General features: G+C 39.0%; 26 protein-coding genes and 3 pseudogenes. 16 read left to right on the top strand and 13 right to left on the bottom strand.

All coding sequences use genetic code 11. The annotated features are described in order from the left end of the window. Together PR699_RS01945 and PR699_RS01940 are read right to left on the bottom strand one after the other, a co-directional pair. Positions 1-329, bottom strand: a pseudogene (locus PR699_RS01945) (lipase family protein); the annotation flags it as partial. Continuing rightward, positions 271-417, bottom strand: a pseudogene (locus tag PR699_RS01940) (DDE-type integrase/transposase/recombinase); the annotation flags it as partial. The pseudogenes PR699_RS01945 and PR699_RS01940, both read right to left, overlap by 59 nt. 122 nt (positions 418-539) lie before the next feature. On the opposite strand from PR699_RS01940, the gene PR699_RS01935 reads away from it, so the two are divergent. Together PR699_RS01935 and PR699_RS01930 are read left to right on the top strand one after the other, a co-directional pair. Further along, positions 540-1,421, top strand: a complete 882-nt coding sequence (locus PR699_RS01935; protein ID WP_014658263.1) for a hypothetical protein — start codon at positions 540-542, stop codon at positions 1,419-1,421. 100 nt (positions 1,422-1,521) lie between these two features. Then, complete coding sequence (locus PR699_RS01930) at positions 1,522-1,815, top strand: DUF1240 domain-containing protein (protein WP_071599664.1); 294 nt, start codon at positions 1,522-1,524, stop codon at positions 1,813-1,815. A gap of 23 nt (positions 1,816-1,838) precedes the next feature. Here PR699_RS01930 and PR699_RS01925 read toward each other — a convergent pair whose 3' ends face one another. The 3 genes and pseudogenes from PR699_RS01925 to PR699_RS01915 all read right to left on the bottom strand — a co-directional run bounded on the left by PR699_RS01925 (position 1,839) and on the right by PR699_RS01915 (position 4,279). Beyond that, positions 1,839-2,318 (bottom strand): Hcp family type VI secretion system effector, encoded by a 480-nt coding sequence (locus PR699_RS01925; RefSeq protein ID WP_014658261.1) that lies wholly within the window; start codon positions 2,316-2,318, stop codon positions 1,839-1,841. A gap of 317 nt (positions 2,319-2,635) precedes the next feature. Beyond that, positions 2,636-3,303, bottom strand: a pseudogene (locus tag PR699_RS01920) (IS3 family transposase); the annotation flags it as partial. Positions 3,304-3,391: 88 nt separating this feature from the next. Then, positions 3,392-4,279: a LysR family transcriptional regulator gene (locus tag PR699_RS01915; RefSeq protein WP_004919341.1), complete on the bottom strand. Its 888-nt coding sequence runs from the start codon at positions 4,277-4,279 to the stop codon at positions 3,392-3,394. A 125-nt stretch (positions 4,280-4,404) separates the two neighbouring features. On the opposite strand from PR699_RS01915, the gene PR699_RS01910 reads away from it, so the two are divergent. Then, positions 4,405-6,054 carry an alpha-keto acid decarboxylase family protein gene (locus tag PR699_RS01910; RefSeq protein WP_014658259.1) on the top strand — a complete coding sequence of 550 codons (1,650 nt, stop codon included), beginning with the start codon at positions 4,405-4,407 and terminating at the stop codon, positions 6,052-6,054. A gap of 68 nt (positions 6,055-6,122) precedes the next feature. Here PR699_RS01910 and dbpA read toward each other — a convergent pair whose 3' ends face one another. After that, positions 6,123-7,496: an ATP-dependent RNA helicase DbpA gene (dbpA, locus tag PR699_RS01905; RefSeq protein ID WP_014658258.1), complete on the bottom strand. Its 1,374-nt coding sequence runs from the start codon at positions 7,494-7,496 to the stop codon at positions 6,123-6,125. Between the two features lie 1,247 nt (positions 7,497-8,743). On the opposite strand from dbpA, the gene PR699_RS01900 reads away from it, so the two are divergent. The 4 genes from PR699_RS01900 to PR699_RS01885 all read left to right on the top strand — a co-directional run bounded on the left by PR699_RS01900 (position 8,744) and on the right by PR699_RS01885 (position 12,058). Continuing rightward, positions 8,744-9,301, top strand: coding sequence for a hypothetical protein (locus PR699_RS01900; RefSeq protein WP_014658257.1), 558 nt, complete (start codon positions 8,744-8,746; stop codon positions 9,299-9,301). 269 nt (positions 9,302-9,570) lie between these two features. Next, positions 9,571-9,987 (top strand): structural protein, encoded by a 417-nt coding sequence (locus PR699_RS01895; RefSeq protein ID WP_014658256.1) that lies wholly within the window; start codon positions 9,571-9,573, stop codon positions 9,985-9,987. 511 nt (positions 9,988-10,498) lie between these two features. Beyond that, positions 10,499-11,062: a lytic polysaccharide monooxygenase gene (locus PR699_RS01890; RefSeq protein ID WP_050979655.1), complete on the top strand. Its 564-nt coding sequence runs from the start codon at positions 10,499-10,501 to the stop codon at positions 11,060-11,062. A 384-nt stretch (positions 11,063-11,446) separates the two neighbouring features. Then, positions 11,447-12,058: a LysE family translocator gene (locus PR699_RS01885; protein ID WP_004919327.1), complete on the top strand. Its 612-nt coding sequence runs from the start codon at positions 11,447-11,449 to the stop codon at positions 12,056-12,058. Here the strand turns inward: PR699_RS01885 and PR699_RS01880 are convergent. Both PR699_RS01880 and PR699_RS01875 read right to left on the bottom strand, forming a co-directional pair. Next, positions 12,055-12,621, bottom strand: coding sequence for a HutD family protein (locus tag PR699_RS01880; RefSeq protein ID WP_004919326.1), 567 nt, complete (start codon positions 12,619-12,621; stop codon positions 12,055-12,057). The genes PR699_RS01885 and PR699_RS01880 overlap by 4 nt on opposite strands. Positions 12,622-12,711: 90 nt before the next feature. Then, positions 12,712-14,136, bottom strand: coding sequence for a PLP-dependent aminotransferase family protein (locus tag PR699_RS01875; protein WP_004919324.1), 1,425 nt, complete (start codon positions 14,134-14,136; stop codon positions 12,712-12,714). A gap of 250 nt (positions 14,137-14,386) precedes the next feature. Between PR699_RS01875 and PR699_RS01870 the strand changes: the two genes are divergently transcribed. The 6 genes from PR699_RS01870 (at position 14,387) to zinT (ending at position 19,070) form a co-directional block, all read left to right on the top strand. Further along, on the top strand, positions 14,387-15,724 hold the full coding sequence (locus PR699_RS01870) for a cytochrome ubiquinol oxidase subunit I (protein ID WP_004919322.1): 1,338 nt from the start codon (positions 14,387-14,389) through the stop codon (positions 15,722-15,724). Next, on the top strand, positions 15,714-16,724 hold the full coding sequence (gene cydB / locus PR699_RS01865; protein ID WP_004919319.1) for a cytochrome d ubiquinol oxidase subunit II: 1,011 nt from the start codon (positions 15,714-15,716) through the stop codon (positions 16,722-16,724). Before PR699_RS01870 ends, cydB begins: the two co-directional genes overlap by 11 nt. Then, positions 16,681-16,860, top strand: coding sequence for a DUF2474 domain-containing protein (locus PR699_RS01860; RefSeq protein ID WP_071821185.1), 180 nt, complete (start codon positions 16,681-16,683; stop codon positions 16,858-16,860). Before cydB ends, PR699_RS01860 begins: the two co-directional genes overlap by 44 nt. A 166-nt stretch (positions 16,861-17,026) precedes the next feature. Further along, a complete protein-coding gene (locus tag PR699_RS01855) occupies positions 17,027-17,866 on the top strand; it encodes a siderophore-interacting protein (RefSeq protein WP_004919311.1) in 840 nt (279 codons plus the stop codon). A gap of 206 nt (positions 17,867-18,072) precedes the next feature. Next, positions 18,073-18,252, top strand: a complete 180-nt coding sequence (locus PR699_RS01850) for a hypothetical protein (protein WP_004919309.1) — start codon at positions 18,073-18,075, stop codon at positions 18,250-18,252. Between the two features lie 173 nt (positions 18,253-18,425). Beyond that, positions 18,426-19,070 carry a metal-binding protein ZinT gene (gene zinT / locus PR699_RS01845; RefSeq protein WP_004919308.1) on the top strand — a complete coding sequence of 215 codons (645 nt, stop codon included), beginning with the start codon at positions 18,426-18,428 and terminating at the stop codon, positions 19,068-19,070. 62 nt (positions 19,071-19,132) lie between these two features. Here zinT and phoH read toward each other — a convergent pair whose 3' ends face one another. Continuing rightward, a complete protein-coding gene (gene phoH, locus PR699_RS01840) occupies positions 19,133-19,918 on the bottom strand; it encodes a phosphate starvation-inducible protein PhoH (protein ID WP_004919306.1) in 786 nt (261 codons plus the stop codon). 508 nt (positions 19,919-20,426) lie between these two features. Between phoH and PR699_RS01835 the strand changes: the two genes are divergently transcribed. After that, positions 20,427-20,972, top strand: coding sequence for a toxin-antitoxin system YwqK family antitoxin (locus tag PR699_RS01835; RefSeq protein ID WP_004919304.1), 546 nt, complete (start codon positions 20,427-20,429; stop codon positions 20,970-20,972). 88 nt (positions 20,973-21,060) lie between these two features. Here the strand turns inward: PR699_RS01835 and PR699_RS01830 are convergent, their stop codons facing one another. From PR699_RS01830 to PR699_RS01820, 3 genes are all read right to left on the bottom strand, one after another. After that, entirely contained in the window at positions 21,061-22,119 is a 1,059-nt protein-coding gene (locus tag PR699_RS01830) for an endonuclease (RefSeq protein WP_014658255.1), read from the bottom strand. A gap of 298 nt (positions 22,120-22,417) precedes the next feature. After that, the gene (locus PR699_RS01825) at positions 22,418-22,882 is read right to left on the bottom strand and encodes a threonine/serine exporter (protein ID WP_004919301.1); all 465 of its coding nucleotides are present in this window, start codon (positions 22,880-22,882) and stop codon (positions 22,418-22,420) included. Continuing rightward, positions 22,879-23,688 carry a threonine/serine exporter ThrE family protein gene (locus PR699_RS01820; RefSeq protein ID WP_014658254.1) on the bottom strand — a complete coding sequence of 270 codons (810 nt, stop codon included), beginning with the start codon at positions 23,686-23,688 and terminating at the stop codon, positions 22,879-22,881. The genes PR699_RS01825 and PR699_RS01820 overlap by 4 nt, the downstream gene beginning before the upstream one ends. 187 nt (positions 23,689-23,875) lie before the next feature. Here PR699_RS01820 and PR699_RS01815 point away from each other — a divergent pair, with 187 nt between their 5' ends. After that, complete coding sequence (locus PR699_RS01815) at positions 23,876-24,508, top strand: TetR/AcrR family transcriptional regulator (RefSeq protein ID WP_014658253.1); 633 nt, start codon at positions 23,876-23,878, stop codon at positions 24,506-24,508. Between the two features lie 12 nt (positions 24,509-24,520). Here PR699_RS01815 and PR699_RS01810 read toward each other — a convergent pair whose 3' ends face one another. Next, complete coding sequence (locus PR699_RS01810; RefSeq protein WP_014658252.1) at positions 24,521-24,925, bottom strand: hypothetical protein; 405 nt, start codon at positions 24,923-24,925, stop codon at positions 24,521-24,523. Positions 24,926-25,166: 241 nt separating this feature from the next. On the opposite strand from PR699_RS01810, the gene PR699_RS01805 reads away from it, so the two are divergent. Further along, positions 25,167-25,460 (top strand): DUF5339 family protein, encoded by a 294-nt coding sequence (locus PR699_RS01805; protein ID WP_004919297.1) that lies wholly within the window; start codon positions 25,167-25,169, stop codon positions 25,458-25,460. Positions 25,461-25,542 lie beyond the last annotated feature (82 nt).

Genomic DNA, 25,542 nt, shown 5'->3' with positions numbered 1-25,542 from the left:
CAAGCATTGACCATGTCATAGTCTGGGGTGTGGTTGAGAATTAGCGACCATGCTCTAAATGGACAGACTTCTATCACATGACGTTGATTAAAATCTTCACCCATGAATTTCAATCCGTTAAATTCATCTTCTTTGGGAAAATGATAATGGGGTAATCCAAATCGTGCTTGCTCCCACTTTTCGATATTAGGCGCTTTATCACACAGTTCGCCAATGACGGCATGGCGATAACCATAACCGTTTGATTGAAAATTAGTTTTAACGGTTGAGTTAGCCTCCCCTCGAAGCGTTCTTAGAGGGCTGTTTACGTAACATCGAGACGATTTCAATGCCAGTGAGTCGTGTCTGTGCCTGACGAAAAGATTTAAAGCCGAGCATCGGGCGTATCCGTCGTTTAATATTACGATGATCTTGTTGGTTCTGTCGCTTCGCTCCGTTTTGATTAGTACCACATTGGGGTTTTAGGGGGTTTATTGTCGAATAAACAGCGTCATTAATGCTATACTTCTCCCCATAACCTAAATTAAAGGAAGAACCATATGGCGTATAAATACGACCCTATATCAAAAACGCTCATTGATGCGGACGCAAAATTTAGTTTCGAAGAAGCACCTAATTATGATGAACTTTACTATAAAACTAGCTTACTAAAAATTAAATCCATTCTTAATGATGAAAAAGATGATGATAATGTCGCAGCAGTTATCACCATTGAAGAAGCTGATTATCTTTTAAAGAATCTATCGACTCCAACCCCTTTCAAAGATCCGAAAGAAACACTATTTGGCATTGGAGATATAATATCTTCATTTTCAGGAAATATTTATGAAGCCTACAGAATAGACAGAATTGTTAACGAGTTTGGGAATCTCAATATCAGAGCAACTCAATATACAGGACCAAACGGTAATGTTTATATTCGCCTATCAGGCCATGCTGGAATAAGAGCATACTTAAATGGAACTCGTTATTTAGTCAACAACCCTCGTATTTTATACATGGGAGTAGGCACTCAAGGCATGAATAATATTTCTGTAGGCGCAGCTCGCTTTGCGATAGTTTTCTCAGCGGCTTATAGAACTGTTGAATTAATATTCAAGAATGAATATACCTTGGTTGATTTTTTTGTGAATATAACCATGGACATGGCAAAGCTAGCTATCAGCACTCAAATAACGACAGCCATAACTGGAGGTTTAACTACTGCTGCTTTAACGACTGGAACAAGTGTCATACTTGTAGCTTTAGGGGTGTTTGCTGTAGGTGTATCCGTAGGGGTACTATTGTACTGGTTAGATGATGAATTCCAAATTAGTGCAACTATCATTAAAGGCTTAAAAACTCACAGAGCAAGAAAACCAGAAACACCTTACCATCCAGACCAATTTTTTACTCTGTGGGGGAGATTTAGTCGTGGTTAAATTAGAGCCCACAAAGTTAATCTTATCATCTATAGCGCTTTTACTTTTAGCAATCTTCGGGATCTATCTATCAACAACATATTATATTGATTACTTTCAAATGAAGCCTAGAATTCTATTCTCATTTCAAACAGGGTTCCTGTGTTTTTCAGCTCCTTTGATACTATATTTTTCATATTATAGTTTTATATTGGGATATAAAAAAGAACTACAAAAAATGAATAATAGGATAGCTGGATTTTTCGCTGTTATCTTTATAATAGGCATGGTGTTTAGCTTTTTCTTTTCGACCTATGTCAGTATTGATTTAACCTCAAAAGGCTACTACACATGCTACAAATCATCTATTTTCTCACCAAATGAATACGTTATATCAAAAGATATGTGTAAGTAGTACATATCTTTTGATGCTAAAAACTACTTAACCATCTCACTATTAATACTGTAGCTTGATGTATTTGCCATTAAATGACTTCTAGATATAGATTCATATTTCATCTGAATCCGCTGAAAAGGCATTGATTCATTATCTTTTATTGAATCAGGAAATATGTCAGATATTTCAATCAATGAAACCCCTGTTAGCTTGACTTCATAATATTTTTCAAGTTGTCCGCTTTGACTCGTTCGATAAAAAATAAAACTAGCCTCTAGAACTTCATTATTATCAAGCGCAACAGACAGCAAGGGAGAAGATTTATCAATAGGTTTAGTGAACACAATGGGTTTATATGAGGCATTCTGTTCACGAAAAGAACCATAGTGAACCCCAATAACTTGAATTTCATCTTCATGACCAATTTGGTAACGATTACCAATTGAATCCTGAGATGAACATCCCGCCGAAATCAAACCTTGATTTTTACCTTTCAACATTAAATATATCGGATATGCCATAACACTCCCTTTTAATGATAATTGAGATGCATAACAACCACATCAATTTAAGTTAAGAGTATTATCTTATCCCAGTTTTTGGTGTAGCACCAATTTAGTAATGTCACTTTTTAGCAATTTAGAAATGTCACTTTTTGCGGCATAAAGGATAAAACCTTTTGCCACGATAAGTACATTCAAAATGTTGGTAACTATGTCGGATAAAGAATTAAGTCGGATCAATGTTATTCAGGCTATTAGTGAAAAACGATTACGGCAGCGTGACGCTGTATCTCAACTCAATTTGACCGAGCGGCAGGTATGTAAGTACACCCGTTTCAGTTCCACACACTTTTTGAGATTTCGTTATTTTCAGCTAATAACCAGTATTCTTCCGGTGTCAGATCATTCAGGGATTCATGTGGTCGCTCTCGGTTATATTCCCTCAGCCAGCGTTCCGTGATTTCCCGTACTTCATTCAGTGTCCGAAACAGATAAAATCCAGTATTTCAGTCCGGTATGTCCGGTTAAAACGCTCGATAAAGGCATTCTGAGTCGGTTTACCCGGTTTAATAAATTTCAGTATCACACCATGCTCTTCCGCCCAGTGCGCCAGTGTCAATGATATAAGCTCCGGACCATTATCCATCCGCATTTTTACCGGATATCCGCGTGTTGCAACTATTCTGTCCAATACCCGGACAACGCGTTGTGCCGGGATATCCAGAGCAATTTCTATCGCCAGGGCTTCACGATTAAAATCATCCACGGTATTGAACGTCCGGAAACGCCTGCCGCAGATCAGCGCATCATGCATAAAATCAACCGACCAGCTCTGATTCAGTGCCTCCGGCGTTGCCAGTGGTGCTGGATTACGCACAGGCAGATGTTGTTTGCCTTTACGGCGAAAGCTCAGCTTCAACGGACAATAGATCCGGTGAACCCGCATATGATCCCACTCATTGCCCTGCCTGCGCAAAACCTGAAATAGCTTTTTAAACCCGAATAAGTCTTCTTGTTCCTTATCCTTAAGAGAAAGTGGCTATACAATCATTTTTCTTTCTATAAAAAACATTTTTGCCATCAATGCCTCATTATTGGATGTTTAACATTTCTTTTGCCAGCGCATTCCAAGCTTTTGCCCTGCGACTTTGATGACTATTTTTCAATGTTGCTAAAGCGACTTCATAAGAGAGTACAGGCTCTATTACAGGAATGATTGACAAACCATCTGCACGTGTTTTATTCCACATACTATCTGGTAATAATGTTACACCAACCCCTGCCCTTACCATCGCTGTTACAAGATCTAAATGGCTACTGCGCCCAGCAATAACCGGTTTTTTTCCATAGATCCCACAAGCGCTCATGACTAACTCATTTATGCGAAAGTCCTCAGAGAAGAAAATAAACGGCTCATCAATAAGCTCTGCAAACTTCACCGAGTTACGCATAGCTAGCGGATGCTGTTCACTCACTAACAGCATCAATCGATCTGACGAAAAAACGTGTAAGTCAAACAATTCATTGTCGAAAGGCAGCATCACTGCCGCGGTCTCCACCTCGCCGTTTAACATCGCCTCCATCATCTTATGCGTGCCTAGCTCCAAAATTTTTAATTCCACCTGTGGGTAACGTCGACTAAATGCCATGATGATATCCGCAAAATAAGTTGACGCGATGACAGGTGGTAATCCTACATTCAAAATACCAGACAGAGGCCCTTCCTTCTCTTTTAACGCCTTATTCATGCTATTAAATTGTTTGAGTATTTGTTTTGCATGACTCAATAAAATTTCGCCTTCATCCGTCAGTCTCACTCCATCGTTTTCTCTCACTAATAATGTATAACCAAGCTCTTGCTCTAACTTTTGAATGCTACGGCTAATCGCAGGTTGGGTCACAAATAAACGTTCTGCTGCTCGGCTAAACCCATTTAGCTGTACCACTTCAACAAAATAACGCAATGAACGTATATCCATGTCTGCTCCTATGAGTTTTTGTTATAGATGGAATAATTATAAATAATTTCCACTAAAGAAAGATCTACGTTAGAACTAATAAAAAGCAGAATTATCGGCTAACGTGATCATTAGGAGATAATATAATGAATAAAACCGTCATCGAACATGTTTTAGCACGCTTAAATGAGATCGGCATCAATGATATTTTTGGCGTCGCAGGTGATTACGCATTCCCCATAGAAGATGCGGTCTGTGAAAGTAACAATATGCGTTGGATTGGTAATTGTAATGAACTCAATGCCTCATATGCAGCTGATGGATATGCTCGTATTAAAGGTGCCGCTGCACTTTCAACCACATTTGGTGTAGGAGAATTAAGCGCACTCAACGGCATTGCAGGCTCCTATGCAGAACATCTTCCTATCTTTCATTTAGTTGGTATGCCTGCCAGTGGTGTACAAAAAAACCATAAACTCGTTCACCATACGCTCGGCAATGGTGATTTCGATGTTTTTTATCAAATGAGTCAACACCTAAGCTGCGCTCACGCAATTTTAACCCCTGAAAACTGTATTGCCGAAACCGAACGCTTAATTATAACGGCCCTACGTGAACGCCGTCCTGTTTATATTGGTTTACCCGCAGATTATGCGGTCATGCCAGTCGTTACAGATAAAAATACTGATACCCCTGTTATTCATAAAAGTAATAATGAGTCATTATCAGCCGCCGTTACGGCTATTTTAGAAAAGCTAAATTCAAGCCAAAAAGCCTGCATAATTCCTGGTATTTTAAGTGCTCGATTAGGCTATGCTAATGAAGTGCAAGCAATTATTGATAAGACTGGGTTACCTTACGCCACCATGTTTATGGATAAAAGCATTGTCAGTGAATCCAATCCAACTTATATGGGGATCTATAACGGCAAATTAATGAATACACAAGTAGGTGAATTTGTCGAAAGTTGTGATTGCGTGCTGGGAATTGGAGCTGTCCTTACCGATTTTAACTCTGGTAGCTTTACCGCTACTATTCTCCCTGAGAATCGAATTAATATCCTTGCCGACCATGTGAAAGTGGGCTCTGCTATCTATCCTCAAGTCTTTATGCAAGATGTACTGGTTAAGCTCAAAGAGCTTGCTCCTTCATTGCATCACCAAGGGATAAAAGCTCAAGGTCTCGGTACGCCAGTTCAGGGGGAAAATGGGCAAATTACTGCAAACTATCTTTATCCGCGACTTGAGCAGATGTTCAAAAAAGACGATATTATTATCGCGGAAACAGGTACAGCATCGATGGGATTAGGTTTTGCTCTGCTTCCACAAAATGCACAATTCCATAACCAAACACTCTGGGGCTCTATTGGTTGGGCAACACCTGCGGCTTTTGGTGCTGCAATAGCTGAACCTAATCGCCGTATTATCTTAATTACTGGTGAAGGTTCTCATCAGTTAACCGCCCAAGAGATTAGCCAATTCGCTCGCTTTGGCTTAAAACCCATTATTTTTGTCCTTAATAATGATGGTTATCTTATTGAACGCTTACTCTGTAAAGATCCTGAAGCCTACTATAATGACTTACCGCAATGGCACTATGCCCAATTACCTGCTGCACTTGGTTGCCAAGATTGGTATTGCCAAAAGGTCACCCGTTGCGATGAATTAGATGCCGCAATTAATATGGCTGAATCGCAAAATCGTGCGGCATATATTGAGGTTGTGATGGATAGATATGCATCTTCTGAGCTGGCAGAAAAACTCGGTCAATCCATTGAATCTCTGTATTCATTTTAAGTAATGATTACCTACCATTAGCCATGTCATACAAACCACACGGCTAATGGTTGCCTATATTGCTAGTTTTATTTTAACAATCTTACTTTAACGGATTTACCTTTAATTTTTCCTTGCTGCAATTGTTTCCAAGCATGGCGTGCAGCAGACTGTTTGATTGCGACATATGCATGCATGGGATGAATAGTAATTTTACCAATATCATCCCCTGCCAAGCCAATATCTCCTGTTAACGCCCCAAGAATATCGCCAGGTCGCATCTTCGCTTTTTTACCACCATCAATACACAGTGTTACCATTGAAGCTTCAAGTGGTGTGATAGTTAAGCCGGTTGGTACTGACTTCCAGTTAAGCTTTATATTTAACATTTCTTCTAACACATTAGCGCGTTGAGCTTCTTCAGGAGCACAAAGGCTAATCGCTAACCCACTTTCACCTGCACGCGCTGTACGACCAATGCGATGAACATGCACCTCTGGATCCCATGACAATTCATAGTTAATTACCATTTCCAATGATTTGATATCCAACCCACGAGCCGCCACATCGGTTGCAACTAATACACGACTACTGCCATTAGCAAAACGAACAAGCGTTTGATCTCGCTCACGTTGTTCCATATCACCATGCAATACTAAAACACTTTGATGGCACTCATTTAGTGCATCATACACCGCTTGGCAATCTTTTTTTGTGTTACAAAATACCACACAAGATGCGGGTTGCTGTTGGCTTAACAGTTTTTGTAATAAATCTATTTTTTCATGACGAGCGACTTCATAAAACCGTTGTTCAATAGCAGGTAATTCATCAACTGAATTGATTTCAATCGTTATTGCATTACGTTGGATACGCTGGCTCATTGCTGTAATTGTTTCTGGCCACGTAGCTGAAAATAATAGTGTTTGACGGCTAATGGGCGCATAGCTGATCACTTCATCAATATCATCAGCAAATCCCATATCCAGCATGCGATCTGCTTCATCTAATACCAATGTTTGTAATGTATCCAGTTTTACGGTTTCTTTGTTCAAGTGGTCAAGAAGTCGCCCCGGCGTGGCAACAATGATATGAGCCGCGTGGATTAAGGAATCTCGTTGCACACTAAATGGCACACCACCACAAAGTGTTAAGATCTTAATATTTGCCATATAACGTGCTAAGCGGCGCAGTTCGCTCGCGACTTGATCTGCTAATTCTCGAGTCGGGCACAATACCAGTGATTGTGTACTGAACTGTTTCGCATCGATGTGTTGTAACAGACCCAGTCCAAAAGCAGCGGTTTTACCACTTCCCGTTTTTGCCTGAGCACGGACGTCTTTGCCTGCAAGGATCGCTGGTAACGCAGCCTCCTGAATTGGCGTCATTGTTACGTAACCTAGCTCAGTAAGGTTAGCAAGTTGTTCTTCAGGTAGCGTGTTAAGTTCAGCAAATGAGGTCACAATGAAAATTCCGAATAAAATGTAAAAAAGCTAATGGCTGGTCATGATACTATCCCTTCTCTGACGTGTCGTGAGGAATTTACATCAATCACTGCCAGCCAAGTTCGCAACATGGACATAATCTATCCATCAAGAAGAAGGTCGCACTGGTTTCATTCGTAGTTCTATTTTGCGACTAAGCGCCTATCTTAAGTTTTACGGAGAGTAAGCCGAATCGTCGACTATCATTTTTATGTTTGCTGTTAAATGATACGCTATGATTTTAGTCATTGTTAACACTAAAATGACCTAGTATAAATTTCAGGAAATATTCATTGAAGCATATTATGAGTAATATTGTGGCTATCTACCTCTATCGCTATAAATCGAAGTAGTCATTTCGATATTAAAATAATGGTGCTTTATGTTTGAGATTATTAATGGTACATGGCGATATTTTTATATCATACAATTGATTTGATTTGTTCTCTTTGACGTAATCAAAAAACACCTATTGGTAAGCAAGCTTTCAATTGAAAAATCCACAATAATGGCTAAGCATGATAAATACAGCAATTCCCCTAAGGTTTGAGGCTCCCCAAATACTCAATACGGTATCTGAATCTTGTTCAGGAGAAACAAGTCTCTCATTTGCTAGCATTAATAGTGATAAAAATTATTACCCTCTATTTATAAAATAATGATAAAACACACCTTCCCATTAATCTTCAATTAAAAGAAGGATCACCAAAATTAATACCAAATAATTATAATTTTTAAAAAAAACTATATAGTGACGTTAGCAAAGTCATTCACCATGGTTTTGACACCATCTGCCATCATTCCCATATTTAAAAGCATAATATCTCGAAATCGAACGCTACCTCGCTCTATAAACATCAAGCTAAGAAACGATACAGCCATATTTTATCAGATAAAACAACAAGTAGAACACTCAACTAAATTAGTTATTTTTCAAAAAATTACAAGGCTATCCGCAAATATCGCTGACAGTGAAAATAAATCCTTCAAGTAAAAATACTTAGCTATAAGTAATTTGATCTAAATACTCAAAAAAAACAATAATTTGAATATTTATCTCAATTAGAAACAATATAACAACACAAAAATCCGTTATCGATCACATTATCAATACAATATATCAAATAGTATTATTGCCATTAGATAGTGTGTGGTTTTATAGCACAAACCACTAATCTATTTAATAGCACCACAACATCACTTTATTTAAAACTAAGGGTATTAAAATGACTACAACATTCTCCGAAATAAACGATATTGCAATTGGAGCAGTAAAGACAGACAATAATAATGTTAATTCTTGGCAGGTTTCAAAAAAGAAAGGAATGATGAGAGGTATTTCTGCGACTGTCTCAGGCCAAGGCGCTGTTGTTCGATTACAAGGTGACATGGATTTTAGTATTATTAGCCTTGAATCGTCGACTAAGTATCAACAGCTACTTAATGAATATAAATTTGGCGCAGGTCTTACTGCTTTCTTTGCGTGGGTTTCAGCTAACTTTAGTGTCGAAACTCATAGACAAGAAATACACGCAACCTTAGATGAGCTATCAACTACTCAACAAATTAACGGAAAGGTTCATATTGATATGAATGTAACTGGCATATATCCTAATGTGGAAGTTACCGCGATGGCCTATGTTAATATTCTTAAGGTAACCAATAGTATAGGAAATGAATTTAGCCTTGCTAGCGCAGCGACCCCTAATATTGACACAGGTGCAGCTGATCATGATGGTAATTCACTGCCAACATCAGATAATAATTCGGTAATTTATTTATAGTAAGAAAAATCAATTTTACTTATTTGATTTAATCGTAAATATGATTTTATCTATAATTTAATTTATCTCATTTTCTCTTTGTATCACTCAATGAGCAGTATTCTTCTGCTCATTGAGTCTTATGACTTAATTTTAATAATTTGCGCCAACACTTTTTTAATATAATTAAAATCATTACATAAATATAAATCCTATTACTTAGGACAGATAGATTAATTAAAAATGTTCGTATCATTTTTATTTAAACATTAGAATTGGAGAATTTATCCATGATTAAAATCTCTCGAGGCATCAGAAACAATAACCCCGGTAACATTGAATACAATGAAGCCAATTATTGGAAGGGGCAACTACCACACGATAAATCTATTGAAAAACGATTTTGTCGATTTGAATCTTCAGAATATGGTATCAGAGCACTATTCGCGTTACTGCGTACCTATCAACGTAGATACTCATTGCAAACCGTATCTCAATTAATTAGTCGATGGGCACCTAGCAATGAAAATCAAACAAGCGATTATATTAATGATGTTGCTAAAGCGCTAAATGTATCCCCCAATACATTTATTAATCTTGAAAACAAATCAATTTTAATAAAACTCGCTAAATCGATTATTAAGCATGAAAATGGAACACAACCTTATGATGATGAAACATTTGAAAGAGCGTGGAACTTGCTATGATGGTATCGGCACTGTTGGTTAACTTATCAATAAGCTGACGAAATAAGACTATATGGCATATTTAAAGCCACTTTCTCATCAGTATGTTTTATGAAAATTTCACCATTCTGTATAATTTAGGAGGCCATAGACAAAAACAATACATATATTGACTGAGCAAACTGTATGTGAGAGTTATTTGCCCTCATAATGCATTTTAATACTTTTATTTATCTTTGATAAATATTAACTACTCTCTTCCTAAAAAGAGGGGATGGTAATAGAGAAAAAACAATAGCCAACATTTTAGTATCTACTAGTGATCATTTATGTTTTTAGTTGGACTATTTTCAATATTTTTCATTAGCTTTTGATAAACACATAATAAAAAGTATACGCATCTAGATAACCGAATTAGTTTAATAAAATAACAACAGAGAGTTCATTCTTTATAGGTTATACATCATTTAAATATGGTTGTTAATTTTTACATGAGGATACTTCTATGAGAACAACATTTATTGCTATATCAATGCTTTTCCTTTCAATGTCAGCATTAGCTGATAATAACGTACTTCGCCATGGTTATATCGATAATCCACCAAGCCGCGCTTTTCTTTGTTCATCCATGGGTGGCAATTTAAATAAAATGTGTGGTGCCGTTCAATATGAGCCTCAATCGGTTGAAGGCCCTAAAGGTTTCCCAGAAAGGGGGCCAAAGGATGGTCAAATCGCAAGTGGAGGTAATGCCAATTTTTCTCAGTTAAATGAACAGTCGAACAGTCGTTGGCATAAAGTGAATGTATCTAGTGGTAAAAATGTATTTTCTTGGACATTAACTGCATCACACAGAACGACATCATGGCAATTTTTTATCACTAAACAAAATTGGGATCCAAATAAACCATTAACACGTAATGATTTTGATTTAAAACCGTTTTGTGAACAACAAGATAGAGGAAATGTACCCAAAAATAACGTAAGAATAGAGTGTAATATTCCAAAACGTACAGGATACCAAATTATTCTTGGTGTCTGGACGATTGCGGATACAGCCAACGCTTTTTATCAAGTAATCGATGCTAATATGAAATAGTTTGGCTAAAAATAGCTTACCCTAATTGATGAAATAACCTATTAATAAAAAATAAGTACTTTTTATATTTTAACCTATCATACATTTAATAGTTAATGACTTAGTTCATTGAATATTAAGTGTATTTTTTTGCCTTGTGATTTAGCCAGTAATTTAACCCTCTTGCATCTTCCTTAATAAAGTTTGAGCAAGCTAAATTACCCGTATCTATTTGATTAGCATTATTTTCCTATGGTTTAACGATTTTTGATATTCAATGCTAAATTTAAAATCAATTATTACCCATAAAATGACCAAATATTACAATGAAATCATTATAATTTCCCTCAAGCTAACTTGCTAAACTCAACAACAATAATCAAATGATATCTATGAGGCATACAGATGGAGCTACAATCAATTATTCTGTTTAGTGCGACGGTGATCCCTCTTATTTGTACACCGGGTCCTGATATTCTTTTTATCTCTTCGCAAGGGCTATCGGGAGGCGTATCTGCCGTATGGAAAGCTAATATTGGCATTATCTCGGGCTATATTATGCATGCTATCCTAGCCGCTTTAGGTCTCGCTGCGATAGTGGCTGCGTCACCACGCTTATTTAATACTATTAAATGGGTCGGTGTCGCTTATGTCGCATATTTAGCCATAAAAATGATCTTATCTGCCATGAAACCAAGCCAGATAACGCTAAAATCAGCGTCATCTAAAGGTGTCATTCTGAAAGGTTTTCTAACTAGCTTTCTTAACCCCAAAGGACTCTTAGTCTACTTTGCCATTTTACCTAATTTTATTCACTCTTCGGACAGTGTTGCTATTCAGTCTATTATTTTATCAACGTCCTTTATTGCCTCATGTATCGTGATTTATGGCATGATTGGTATGGTATTTGCCACCGTACATAAAAAAGGAAATTACAGCGATAAGCGTCGCCGTCTAACGGAAGGCGTTGCTGGAGGCATGTTGTCACTCGCGGCGATTGGCTTAGCCAATAGCTAACAGGCTGTAATATCAACCCAAATTAATTTGCTACCTGCCACACGAGGCGTAATATGCCCTTCCCCAATGTCAGGTAGCCACCAGCCCCCTTGATTAACGGCCATAATTTTACAGTTCGCCCCAGAGACATCCCATTCCCCAGCTAAGACATATACTATCCCTGCCTGCCCTATTGGCAAACGTTGTTCTTGTGCAATCACATGGCTTTTAACTCGCCAACGCTCAGGGTTAACCGATACGTTAAGTAAACGGACTGGGGAGCCTCTTAATTCAAGTTCAATCAATTGTTCCCCCTCAGAATGAAAAGCGTCACCAATTTTTGCCATAGAATGCTTAGTCTTTTGTTGATCTCGAATAGACAGCTGACCATTATCCAAAGAAATACAAAATTGTTCACTTTCAGCGTGCTGCTTTAAAACACTCGATTGATTGATTTGTGTAATGCTTACTCGAAGCGAAAAGTCAGATGCGACAGGCCAACAAAAAACTTCAGCGCTGTTCCCACACTTATCTTGCCATTCTTCAATGGGTAACTCTGCCGCATCAAAACATTTAATTTTCATACATTCCCCCGAGCAATCAATTATCCGTTATGATAATTAAGAGTGGCAAACTTAGTGACTTAGGGCAATGTTTCGACACTTAAAATGTGACTAACCACGTTTCTCGGTAATCAATGAATAACATAAACGCCCTAATGTTTTCATCGCCTGTTCTAACTGTTCATTCCAAGTAAATGAAGTATTAAGTCTAAACGCATGGTTAAACTGATCACTGGTTGAAAACATACTGCCAGGCGCAATGCTTATCCCTTCCTTAAGGGCTAATTGGTAGAGACGTACCGCATTAAAAGGTGGTTCGAATTCTAACCATAAAAAATAGCCCCCTTTTGGCGTATTCACTTTAACGGAAGGCGGCATATATTGTGCGATTGCGCCTAACATTTGGTGTTGCCGCTGCTCCATTGTCTGACGTAGTTTCCGCAAGTGGTTGTCATATCCCCCCTGAGTAAGGTACTCCGCGATCGCCAGCTGTGTTGGAACGCTGGCAGAAACAGTACTCATCATCTGTAAATGCTGAATTTTTGTCGCGTGTTGTCCTGCTGCCACCCAACCGACCCGATACCCCGGTGCTAAACATTTCGAAAATGACGAACAATGGAAAAAGTTACCCTTAGTATCTAAAGCTTTGGCAGGGATCGGCTGTTGATTACCAAAGTACAATTCGCCATACACATCATCTTCAATCAAAACAATTTGATTTTTATTCAAGATCTCCACCAGCCGTTTTTTATTTGCTGGCGGCATCGTGCCCCCAAGTGGGTTCTGGTAATGCGTCATTAACCAACAGGCTTTTATGGGGTATTTTGCGGCAATATCTTCCAATGCGTCCAAATCAATCCCAAATAACGGATCTGTTTTAATGGCGATCGCTTTTAATTTTAGGCGTTCAATAGCCTGTAATGAACCATAAAAGGCAGGTGATTCGATAACCACCCAATCTCCCGGTTGGGTTACCGATTGTAGGCTTAATACTAGTGATTCCATCGCACCAGCCGTGATCACAATTTCATCGGGGGCAACATGGATCCCTTGGCTGGCATAGCGCTGAGCGATATTACGGCGTAATTGCTCGTTACCCGGCGGTAAATTCGCTGTCGTATTAAACCTCGCTAAACGCCGAGCCACTGACGCGAGAGTTTTCCCTAATTTCGGTTCATCAAGCAGTGCCGGTTCAGGGAATGCTGAGCCAAATGGAATAATGTCAGGATCTTTACAAGCTTGCAAAACACCAAAAATAGAGGCGTTGATCTCAACATTTTCATTAAGATGCAGGCCTTTTCCTCCCTTTGCTGCCGCAAAATTCGTATTTCGACGAGCAACATAGTACCCTGATTGTGGCCTTGCAGCGATCCAACCTTGGCTTTCGAGCAATTGGTAAGCCTGTACAACTGTCATTAAACTCAAACCTGATTGTTTTACACTTTCCCTAAGTGACGGTAATCTATCGCCAACTTGCCAGATATTATCTTCAATCTGTTGGCGTATTTGTGCAGCCAGTTGTTCGTATCGCGTCATATCCGCCTCAACTGTTATAGTTAATAACTCAAAAATTGTTACTATTATAGTTTATCGTCTCATGTTCTACTTATCCATACATTCACCTGACTTTTTTTAACTATAAGCACAAAACTTTTTCGTTAGGTTTGTGGTTTTTTTCACAAGCCTGTCGTTTCAATGATTATTTTTGCTACGGAACAGCACCAACATTGCTAACGGAAAAACGAAACTGTGATGTGCGCATTATCAATGCCAATCAGGGGTCAATATGTTTGGACTAACTGCGCTGGAACTGGCTCGTATACAATTTGCGTTTACAGTCTCGTTCCATATTATTTTCCCAGCGATCACCATCGGGCTGGCGAGTTTCCTCGCGGTACTCGAAGGCTTGTGGCTGAAAACTCGGGATAGTGATTATATAAAATTGTTCCATTTTTGGTCGAAAGTCTTTGCGGTCAATTTCGGTATGGGGGTTGTTTCTGGCTTGGTGATGGCTTACCAGTTCGGAACTAACTGGAGCTTTTTTTCCGACTTTGCCGGTGGTATCACAGGGCCATTGCTAACTTATGAAGTCCTCACTGCTTTTTTCCTAGAGGCGGGCTTCCTTGGTGTCATGCTATTCGGTATGAACCGTGTTGGTGAAAAATTGCACTTCTTTGCAACCTGCATGGTTGCTCTCGGTACTATCATCTCAACGTTTTGGATCCTTGCATCAAACAGCTTTATGCAAACACCGCAAGGGTTTGAAATTATCGATAACCGCATCGTTCCCGTTGATTGGTTAGCCGTTATTTTCAATCCTTCATTCCCTTATCGGTTATTGCATATGACCACAGCGGCATTCCTTGCAGCCGCATTTTTCATTGGTGCTTCAGCAGCTTGGCACTTGCTTAAAGGCAATAAATCTTCTGCCATGAAGAAAATGTTTTCCATGTCATTATGGCTGATTTTAATTTTAGCGCCTCTGCAAGCCCTTATTGGCGATGCTCATGGGTTAAATACCCTAAAACATCAACCCGTTAAAGTCGCGGCTATGGAAGGTCATTGGGAGAATAAACCAGGTGAAGCCACCCCATTGATCCTTTTCGGTATTCCTAATATGGAAAAAGAGAAAACCGAATACGCACTCGAAATTCCCTATCTTGCGAGCATCATTTTGACCCATAGTCTTGATAAGCAAGTTCCTGCGTTGAAAGATTATCCACCCGAAGATAGACCAAATGTCTTCATGGTGTTCTGGTCATTCCGTGTCATGGTAGGGCTAGGTTTGTTAATGATTGCGGCTGGTGTTTGGGGATTATGGCTGCGTTATCGCAAAAACCTTTATGAATCGAAAGTTTTCTTGCGTTTTATGTTCGTCATGGCGCCATCAGGGCTAATCGCTATCTTAGCTGGTTGGTTTACCACTGAAATAGGTCGTCAGCCTTGGGTCGTCTATGGGTTACAAAGAACTGCGGACGCTGTCAGTGCGCATGGTGAAATGCATATGAGTATTAGTCTACTGGCTTTCTTTGCTGTTTACGGCAGTGTGTTCGGTATCGGCTATATGTACATGATGAAATTAATTCGTAAAGGGATCCAGGAGGATACAGCTCATGGGCATTGATTTACCACTCATTTGGTTTGTCATCATTGTCTTTAGTATTTTGATGTATATCGTGATGGATGGCTTCGATTTAGGAATCGGTATCTTGTACCCAGCCCTTAAAGATAGCCAAGATCGCGACTTGATGATGAACAGTGTCGCCCCGGTTTGGGATGGCAACGAAACTTGGCTAGTATTAGGCGGTGCGGGGCTATTTGGCGCTTTCCCGCTCGCTTATGCCATTGTGCTTGATGCCTTATCGATTCCTCTAACTTTTATGTTGTTAGCCTTGATTTTCCGAGGCGTGGCATTTGAGTTCCGCTTTAGAGCGGATGAGTCGCATCGTAAACATTGGGATCACGCCTTTATTTGGGGTTCGATTTTCGCCACTTTTGTTCAAGGCGTCGTTGTGGGTGCCTTTATTCAAGGCTTCCATGTTGAAAACCGTGTGTATATGGGCGGCTATTTCGATTGGTTCTCACCGTTCCCACTATTTTGTGGTTTTGGTTTAGTGGTTGCTTATGCACTACTGGCCTGCGGTTGGCTGATCATGAAAACTGAAGGTCATTTGCGCCAAACCATGTACCGTTTATTGCGACCATTAACACTCGTGATGTTGGCTGTGATTGTTATCATCAGTGCATGGACACCTGTTCTCAATGAGGCGATTTATAGCCGTTGGTTTAGCTTACCAAATCTCTTTTTCTTCCTCCCAGTTCCATTATTAGTCGTGTGGTGTGTTTGGGTCATGCTAAAAAGCGCCAAACGACAAAAATGGGATAGCATTCCTTTCTTAGCTGCGTTGCTATTAATTTTCCTTGGTTTTACGGGGTTAGGGATCAGTATTTGGCCAAATCTCATTCCACCCGCCATCAGTTTCCGTGATGCGGCTGGGCCAATGGAAAGTTTAGGTTTTATGCTTGTTGGCGCTCTATTTATTATCCCTATTATTTTGGTTTATACCTATTGGAGTTACTATGTCTTCAGAGGAAAAATTACCCCAGACCAAGGTTACCACTGATCAGACTATTTCATCACCTTGGTGGAAAAAGATAGGTTGGATGGCGATTATTTGGTTAGGAAGTGTACTGGCGCTATTTGCATTCTCTTCCGTATTTAGGTTGTTAATGACTGCCGCGGGGATGAAAGTCAAGTAATCCCCCTCACACAAATGCCACACTCGTTTCTGACGAATGTGGCATTTTTTTGGATATAAAAATGTTTGGTTTCCGGTTATTTATATTCAATAAAACCATGATATGATAATGATAACAATTACCAAATAATAATTTTATCATTATCATAACTAAAAGGAGACCGCCTGTGGCTAGTGACAAACCCGTCGAAAAGAATATTTACCGCCCGGCGCCACCGCAACTTGTTCAGGTCAAATCCATTACAGATATCAGCCCTTCTATTCGCAGCATTACCTTTACGGGAGAAAGACTGGGTGACTATCCAACACAATGTGAAGGTGGTCATATCAAAATTTTTCTCGCCCCTGATTTAAAAAGCGAGCCTGCATTACCAATACTCAGTGAACAAGGGCGCCGCTGGCCAGAAGATAAGCCACGCCCCTTTGTGCGTACATATACCGTTCGAGCAATCCGCCCAGAGGTTAAAGAAATAGACGTTGAATTTGCCATGCATGATGGCGCTTCAGGACCAGCATATTTATTCGCTCGCGATGCGGAACAAGGTCACTGGATGGGGATCACCAATCCAGGAGGGCCTGATCCATTATTACCTCATACGCAACACTATTTCATGGCAGGAGACTCAAGCTCATTACCAGCGATTGCAGCATTACTCGAAAAAATGCCTGCAAATGCGACAGGTAAAGTCGTTTTACGTTTAGATCACCAAGGCGATATTCGCGAATTAACTAAACCTGCTGGTATCGAGGTAATATGGATTTGTGGTGATATTAGTAAAAATAATGAGCTAATTAATACGTTCAAATCTTGGGATATCCCGACCGAAGATACGTCATTTTGGATTGCCGGAGAAGACCAAATTATTCGCGATTTACGCCGTTTTATTCGCCGCGAAAAAGGGGTTAGTCGTGAAAGTATTTATGCGATACCTTATTGGCGTTATGGTTACGATGAAGAAGGTTATCATCAAGAAAGACATCATGTGATGGATAATCCTGATGATTAATATTTAATCTCTACTGATGAAAAGTGATGGCACTCACCATCACTTTATTATTGTGTAAATATTCCACATAAACAATCCATTGAATAAAAACTTCAAAGTATGCTATCTGGCTATTTATCCATAAATTAAATATATTAATTAGCCAGCTGGTTTTTAAAAATTGATATTTTGAATTATGTTAGTCCTTTTCATTTTAGGAGGTTTGTATGCGTTTAGGGTTATTAGTTATTATTGCTGTCCTCGTGTCTGGATGCGCCACTTCCCCCAATTCTGCTCACAAGGATAGTCAACCGAAAAATGATCCATATGAAGATAGCGTATTAAATACAATCAAGAAAAACCAAGAGATTTATAAAGAGCAGCAGATTAGAAAACCCAACTATTAAAGCCCTCTCTTCGAGTACTTTTCCCTAAAAACAGCCATTAACGTGGCCTGTTTTTAGTTTCCAATAGCTCAATCTTACCCACATCCCCCTATTCTCCCCAAAAATATTTTTGCATTCATTAAATGTTATGTTATAACATAACCTTAATTTATTATGGACTATAGGAACCTTCAATGAATAAGCAACCCCTTATTGCCGCTGCATTAAGTCTCAGTGCACTTTTTGTTAGCTTTAATACACAAGCTCATAGTCATGCTCACCCGCAATCCGAAAAAGCGATACAAGCAAGTAAAGGTATTTTTAATGATGTTGATGTAAAAGATAGAAAGCTCAGTGATTGGGATGGCATCTGGGAGTCAATTTACCCATTATTAATAACTGGCAAACTCGATCCCGTATTGGAGCATAAAGCAAAAAATAATAAAGACAAAACCGTCGATGAGTATCGCGCTTATTATAAAAAAGGTTATCAAACGGACGTTGAGAATATCAGTATTGAGAATAACATTATTGAATTTACCCAGAATGGTCAAATCAGCCGTTGTGAATACCACTATTCCGGTTTTAAAATCCTCCATTATACTTCCGGTAAAAAAGGGGTTCGTTATTTATTCGAATGCCAAGACAAACACTCAAAAGCACCGAAATATATCCAATTTAGTGACCATATTATTGAACCGCAGGCCTCAGGGCATTTTCACCTCTATATGGGGAATGAATCCCACGAAAAACTATTACAACAAATGGATAATTGGCCAACTTATTACCCCTATTCGCTTAATGATGAACAAATTGTCCATGAAATGCTGCATCATTAATCATCATTAGATTTGCAAATAGCCCCAGTTTTATTGGCTAACAACTGGGGCTATCACATCACTTAATGGCTATAAGCTAATAATGCTCGATGACAAAGCGTTGAACGCACACAATCATCTACCGTGAAATTAACCATTGAGACCATTTCATCACTGCTAAAACGTTGTAAGGCATCTGCCAAACCAGATATAACGCCATCAGGTAAATCACATTGCGTCACATCACCATTCACTATAACAGTGACATTTTCCCCTAACCGCGTTAAAAACATTTTCATCTGACTAACAGTAACGTTTTGAGCTTCATCCAGAATGACAATCGCATTTTCAAATGTGCGACCACGCATGTAAGCAAAAGGTGAAATTTCAACTTTGGCAATTTCAGGCCGTAAACAGTATTGCAAAAAGGAGTTACCAAGCCTTTTCACTAACACGTCATAAACGGGTCGGAAATATGGCGCAAATTTTTCAGCCATATCACCCGGAAGAAAACCGAGATCTTCTTCTGCCTGCAAAACAGGCCTTGTCACGATGATTTTGTTGATATCTTTATTAATTAACGCATCTGCTGCCAGTGCAGTACTAATATAGGTTTTGCCACAACCCGCCTCACCGTTCGCAAAAATTAATTGCTTGTGTTTAATCGAATTAATATAGAGCTTTTGCGCATCATTGCGTGGAGTAATCGGCGATGTATCACGCCGCTCTTTCGCCATACCAATAGGTTCAATCCCCGTAAAATCAGCAAAAGAGGCCACACTTGCCATTTCGTAACGACCTGCGCGCTCTTTACGTAATGACCGTTTCATTTCACGACGCGTCTTTGTTGCAGCTTTCTGTCTACTCATAGTATTAACCCTTCCAGGTATCGTTAAAGTCAATTCAAATGACGGACTATTCAGAACAGAGAGGAGCTCCCTTCAAGCTCATGTTGGTTGAACATGCAATAAAAAAACCGGTTACTAATCTCACCATGACAATTTCATGATGGAGTAGTAACCGGCCTTGTAAAAACATTAACAAAGACTTAGTTCCCATTAGTTCCTCCCTGCTGGATCACACCCGTAAACTAATGAATTTATATGACACTATTATGACGAACCGTAAAAATATTACACACCCGACTTTTTATCATGTTACATTTATTCCTTATAAACAGACTATACCCCCGTCTATATTTTGTTTGCAACAATAAATTAACATTTATTCCCTACAATTATTCCGTATTTATCATAGCTTAAGAAGATTCTGACTGATATTTAACTAAATATGACTATATTTTATTGATAGGTATAGGAAAAATATTATTTCCCAGTACCTAACTGAAATTTTCATATTTACCTCAATAGGGACATCATGATAAAAAAACACTTATTAAAACCAACTTTACTTTTCTCCTTTGCTCTACTTATCTCTGGTTGTCAACTACTCACACCAACATCTTCAAAATCTGATCTAGATGCACTTCGTGAACTCAAAGGTATTGAATTTCCTTCAACTAAAACGCCAGAAGGCACACCTGAAGGCGCTTATGAATTTCATTATGATAATGGCCAATTGGAAACCAGAAGTTGGGTTAAAAAGGGGTGTTTAGATCGTTACATTGAGTCATTCTATGAGAATGGTAACGTTAAAATGTATACGCCAGTTAAAAACTGTAAAGTGAATGGATTAGTACGGATTTACCATGAAAATGGTCGTAAGGATATCGAAATGACCGCTACTGACGGAAAACTTACAGGTCCATTTAAAGTTTATCACGACACCCCAAGCAACAACGTTTATGCTTCCGGTGTTTTCAAAGATGGTGAACCGCAAGGTTTTATCTCTGAATTTGATGAAAATGGGCAGTTCGTTCAAAAATCCGCCGTTATTAATGGCAAAATTGTCAGCGAAAAATAATATAAAAAAACCCAAAAGTGATGAACAGCACCCCAAACGTTGTAGTACAACTTTGGGGTGTTTTTTTACTTTACCTTAAAAACACCTTTTAAGGCTTACAGTTACCTGCCAATTCATAGCCTGCGGCTTGTGCGGCTAACTCATCGCTGAACATCACTGCATTTTTATCGGATGTTGTTTTAAAACCAGAGCAATGTGCTAAATGGTATTTATGTGAGTTACGATTACCTTTTACTTGAGTACTGGTTTCAGATGCTTGAGGTTTTGGTGTCTCTTTTGTAGGTGCAGGCGATAAATTATCAACTTGCTTAATCCCTTGAGCACTATTTTTATGCCCAAGCTCCCATTTCATTTCCCCCGTGATAAAGGGGTTATGGTGCCCCATGATTGCAGCAATGCGTTCGTCACGTTGTTTTTCCCACTGACTCGGCGGATATTGTCTATCCCATGCCATCAATAGTTGTTGCTGTTGACGTGACATCGACAAGTTATAACGGTCATGCATGTAAAAATAGACACGAGCCACTTGCCCCTTCACTTCATCTCTAGGTTCAAAAACGCGTTGCTTAAAATCAACTCGGCTACGACATTGACCATAAGGATATTGCGCATTAGAGGGAAGTTGAGCATAGCTAAAATTACTACGGTCACCATTTACTTCACCAATTGATGGTGCAAGGTTATGCATATCGGCTTCCATCTTACGAAAGATAGGATCTGTTGAAACACAGTTTTTACGTCCACCGTTCTGCCAACATTGTCTCTGATGACCAAATACCCATGCCGGAACAATATGTTCCCACTCAATACGCGTTGCCCTATTTTGCTGTTTACGGACTTGGTAACCACACGAGTTTAAATCGACTACCCCACCACTTTTACCGGCCCACTCCCATTTACAACCACAGTAAAGTGTTCCCTCACCTTGATTGTTTTGATCCAGATATACTTTAGTTTTACTTAATAATTTCGCTTCATCAAACTGTCCTGGCGCAGCGATAAGCGGGAAAGTAAATATTAATAAAAAGAATGACAGTACCCATTTTGGGTACAATGAAGCGAATATTTTATTCAAAATAACACCACTGATGTTTTGATAATAAACAATTAACTTAAATGCGTTAGTGCATCCTGTAATATACTGCATATTTTCTTATGCCAGTACCACACAACCGAATATAAGCTTTTTTGCAGCTAATGAATATTAGAAACAACCGACTTACCACGATAAAATTGCACAACTACTCCATATTAGAGCAATTCAGTTATGTTAATAATTCTAATTAATAACAGGAATTGTTTATTAATCAATCTAACAACTTATAGTAAAAGCTATTGAAAGAGATATCAGATTAATTTTGAATAAAGGCTAGGTTGCCATAGTAAATAAAGTCAATAAAACGCCTTCTTGAATATCACATTTACCGAAGGCGTTTCTTGTTTTTTTATACACTTGGGCGTTTACGATATAACCACAAACCAGGAAGGGATAGACCAATTGATAAGGCCCCAACAATAAATGATGCTCGTAAAAAGTTGGTCACAAGGGTTTCAAATAACTCAGGGGTATAACCTAAATGAGAAATTTTGACGACGGAGATCATTGCGGTATAAGCACTGATCCCCGGAAACATCGGTATTACTGCTGCAACCGTAAAAACTTTAGGATGTGCTAACCATGTTCGAGACCATTGAATACCAATCGCGCCAATAAGAATAGCGGCAATAAAACTTGCCCATTCAATATTTAAGCCAAGTGTCATCATAGTCATACGTGAGCCATGGCCAATAGCCCCTAACAACGCACAATATTTCAATGCTTTGATCGGCACATTAAATACCATCGCAAAGCCAACAGCAGGGATAGCCGCTAGTAACATATCCTCTAAAAGTGCCAGTAAAAAACTCATGCCCACTCCCTTAGTCCCCAAATTGCCATTGCAATCACAACACCAATACATGTCGCCAGCGTCAGTAAGCTCGCCATCATCCACCGCGCTAACCCTGTATTAACATGGCCTTTAAACATATCGGCCACCGCATTAATTAATGGAAAACCCGGCACGAGTAGCAATACACTTGCTGCCATCGAAATACTTGCTGTCGGAGCAAAAAATGGCAATTTTAATAATAATCCGGAAACAGACGTTGCCACAAAAGCAGTAATACAAAAGTTAATCAAAGGATTCATTTGCCGAGAAGTCAGCACCTGACGAATATACATTGCACAACCACTCGCAATCAATGTCACTAAGGAGCCATCCCATCCTCCTCCATTTAATTTACTAAAACAGGCACAAGATAGAGCAACCATCAGCACCATTATCCAACGTGGATAACGTAATGGTTTTATTGAGGACAATTTCTTCTCAAGTTGTTTGCGATCCAAAAGGTGATGCTCAACTAAAATGACAGCATGCTGTACCTCTGTCACCACATGCATATTAATACCACGGTCAATAATACGACGCGTCGACGTTAAGCAGTGACCTTCAATTATGGTTGTCAGTACTAATGAATTCGAGGAAATAGCACTATCAACTTGATCTGCCCCGAGTGCAATCCCTAAGCGGCTGGTAAGCTGCTCCACCAGCATACTCTCCGCACCATGTTGTAATAATAAGAGGCCACACTGTATACATAATCGAGTGATCTCCCTTTGTGTTTCGGTAATCGCATGAATACCTTGCAACTCATCGATAGCCTCCCCTTTCATTTTTCCTCCAATCCACTGCGATGATTTAGATAACGATTTAAACGTGATAACCTTTAGCAACATCATAAAGTGAAATAATAGCCTGAATTATGATCTCTTTCAGGTTAAAGCATGATTAGTCATCACGAACTTTGCCTTTTCATGATAAGAATAGTTAGATAAATCATAATGCTAGGATGAGTATTGCATGAGTAGCCCATTTTTCGCTAAAACCCCTAAGGGGCAGCGTCGTAATAAAGCATTAATTAGTGCGGCTTCTGAAATTTTTATTCAATATGGATTTGAAGGAACAACACTTGATATGATCATTGAGCGTGCAGGAGGCTCTCGTTCCACGCTGTATAAAAACTTCGGTGATAAAGAAGGATTATTCGCTGCGGTCGTTGCATCAATGATTGACGATATTTTCGCCGATGATGAAAATCATAATCCCCCTTCTCTCCATAGCATTGAATCTGTATTGTCTTTTTACGGCGCACGGTTTTTACTGAATGTGATTAAACCACAGTCTATTGGTTTATATCGTTTGATCCTTGGTGAATATAACCGCTTTCCTGAAATTAGCCATGCTTTCTTTGAACAAGGGCCAGTACGTAGTTATCGGCTATTAACTGAGAAACTCCTTGAATTACCTGAAGTGAAAGTTAACGAACAAACGCTATTAAGTATTTCATCTCGATTTTTAGAAATGTTAAAAGCAGATGTTTTTATTAAAACCTTCTGTGTCACTGATTTTAAACCTAGCGATGAATTTATCACGCAACAAATTGCGCTCTCAGTGGACATCATCGCCAGTTATATTCGTAAAATTAGCCAATAGCGGTCATCGTCATTAAGAAATCAATGCCGTAGCATATTTTTTCGCTGCGGCGATGTTATGTTCAATAAACACTTCAGGCCCATAAAATGCAGAAAGTAACGGCGCCATTTGTTCCATATCTTCTTTATCACTCCCATCTGGTTGTAACGTCACCACCATTGCACGGCAGTGTTCAACCATCGGCTCTTTAGCATGTTTTAACCAACGGCGAACATATTTCATGGCATTCATATGTTCCTCAGACGGTTTTTCTTTGCTCTGTTTGACCGGCGGATAAACTAATACAAATTGCGCCCTTCTTGCCAATAACATATCCATTTCTTCTAACCATAAACGCGTTTCATCTAAGGTTTTTGGAAATGAATGGATTACACAAACTGGCCACTCAGCCGTATCAATAATCGTCTTATTTTGCATACCTAGCTCCCCCACAAAAAAAGTGTACTTAACTGTACACTTTTAATTGCAACAGAGTCAAGAATGATTCTCATTTATCTTTTTGCAAATTATGCTATTCACGCGGTGCTGTTATTACAGATAATTCCTAATATGCAGCAAAATTACCTACAGTAGAAAATATTGATTAAGAGAGGTGATGTCTTTTTGAATATGGAATGCTATTCTCGTTTTATTGTTACATCAAAAAAGCGAATAAATTATGAAAAAAAGATTTTCAGTTGCTTTCGGGGTTGCTGCACTATTAGCTGCATTTGGTGCGAATGCAGGAAAAAATTGCGATACTTATTTCCAAGAAATGAATGTGCTGGTTAAACAAGCTGAAGAGCAGTACAAAAATGACCCTAATGTTAAAGAAAGGATCACTGAGATGAAACATCAATTGGAAGAAGCGAAAAAAGCACTCGCTGATTATCCAGAAGATGCTCAAGAACAAGCATGTGAACAAGGCATTCAAGCTATTAAAGCAGCTAAAGAGGCAGTGGAAGGTAAATAATTTTTATCTCTATTATATTGATTTAATAGGGATGAATAAGCACCATCTGCTTTTTCGATGCGAATTTTAGCCTTGCTTTAGG

Source organism: Providencia sp. PROV268, assembly GCF_028477805.1.
In the GTDB taxonomy this organism is placed as follows: Bacteria; Pseudomonadota; Gammaproteobacteria; order Enterobacterales; family Enterobacteriaceae; genus Providencia; species Providencia stuartii.
This window is presented reverse-complemented; position numbering and strand designations above follow the sequence as displayed.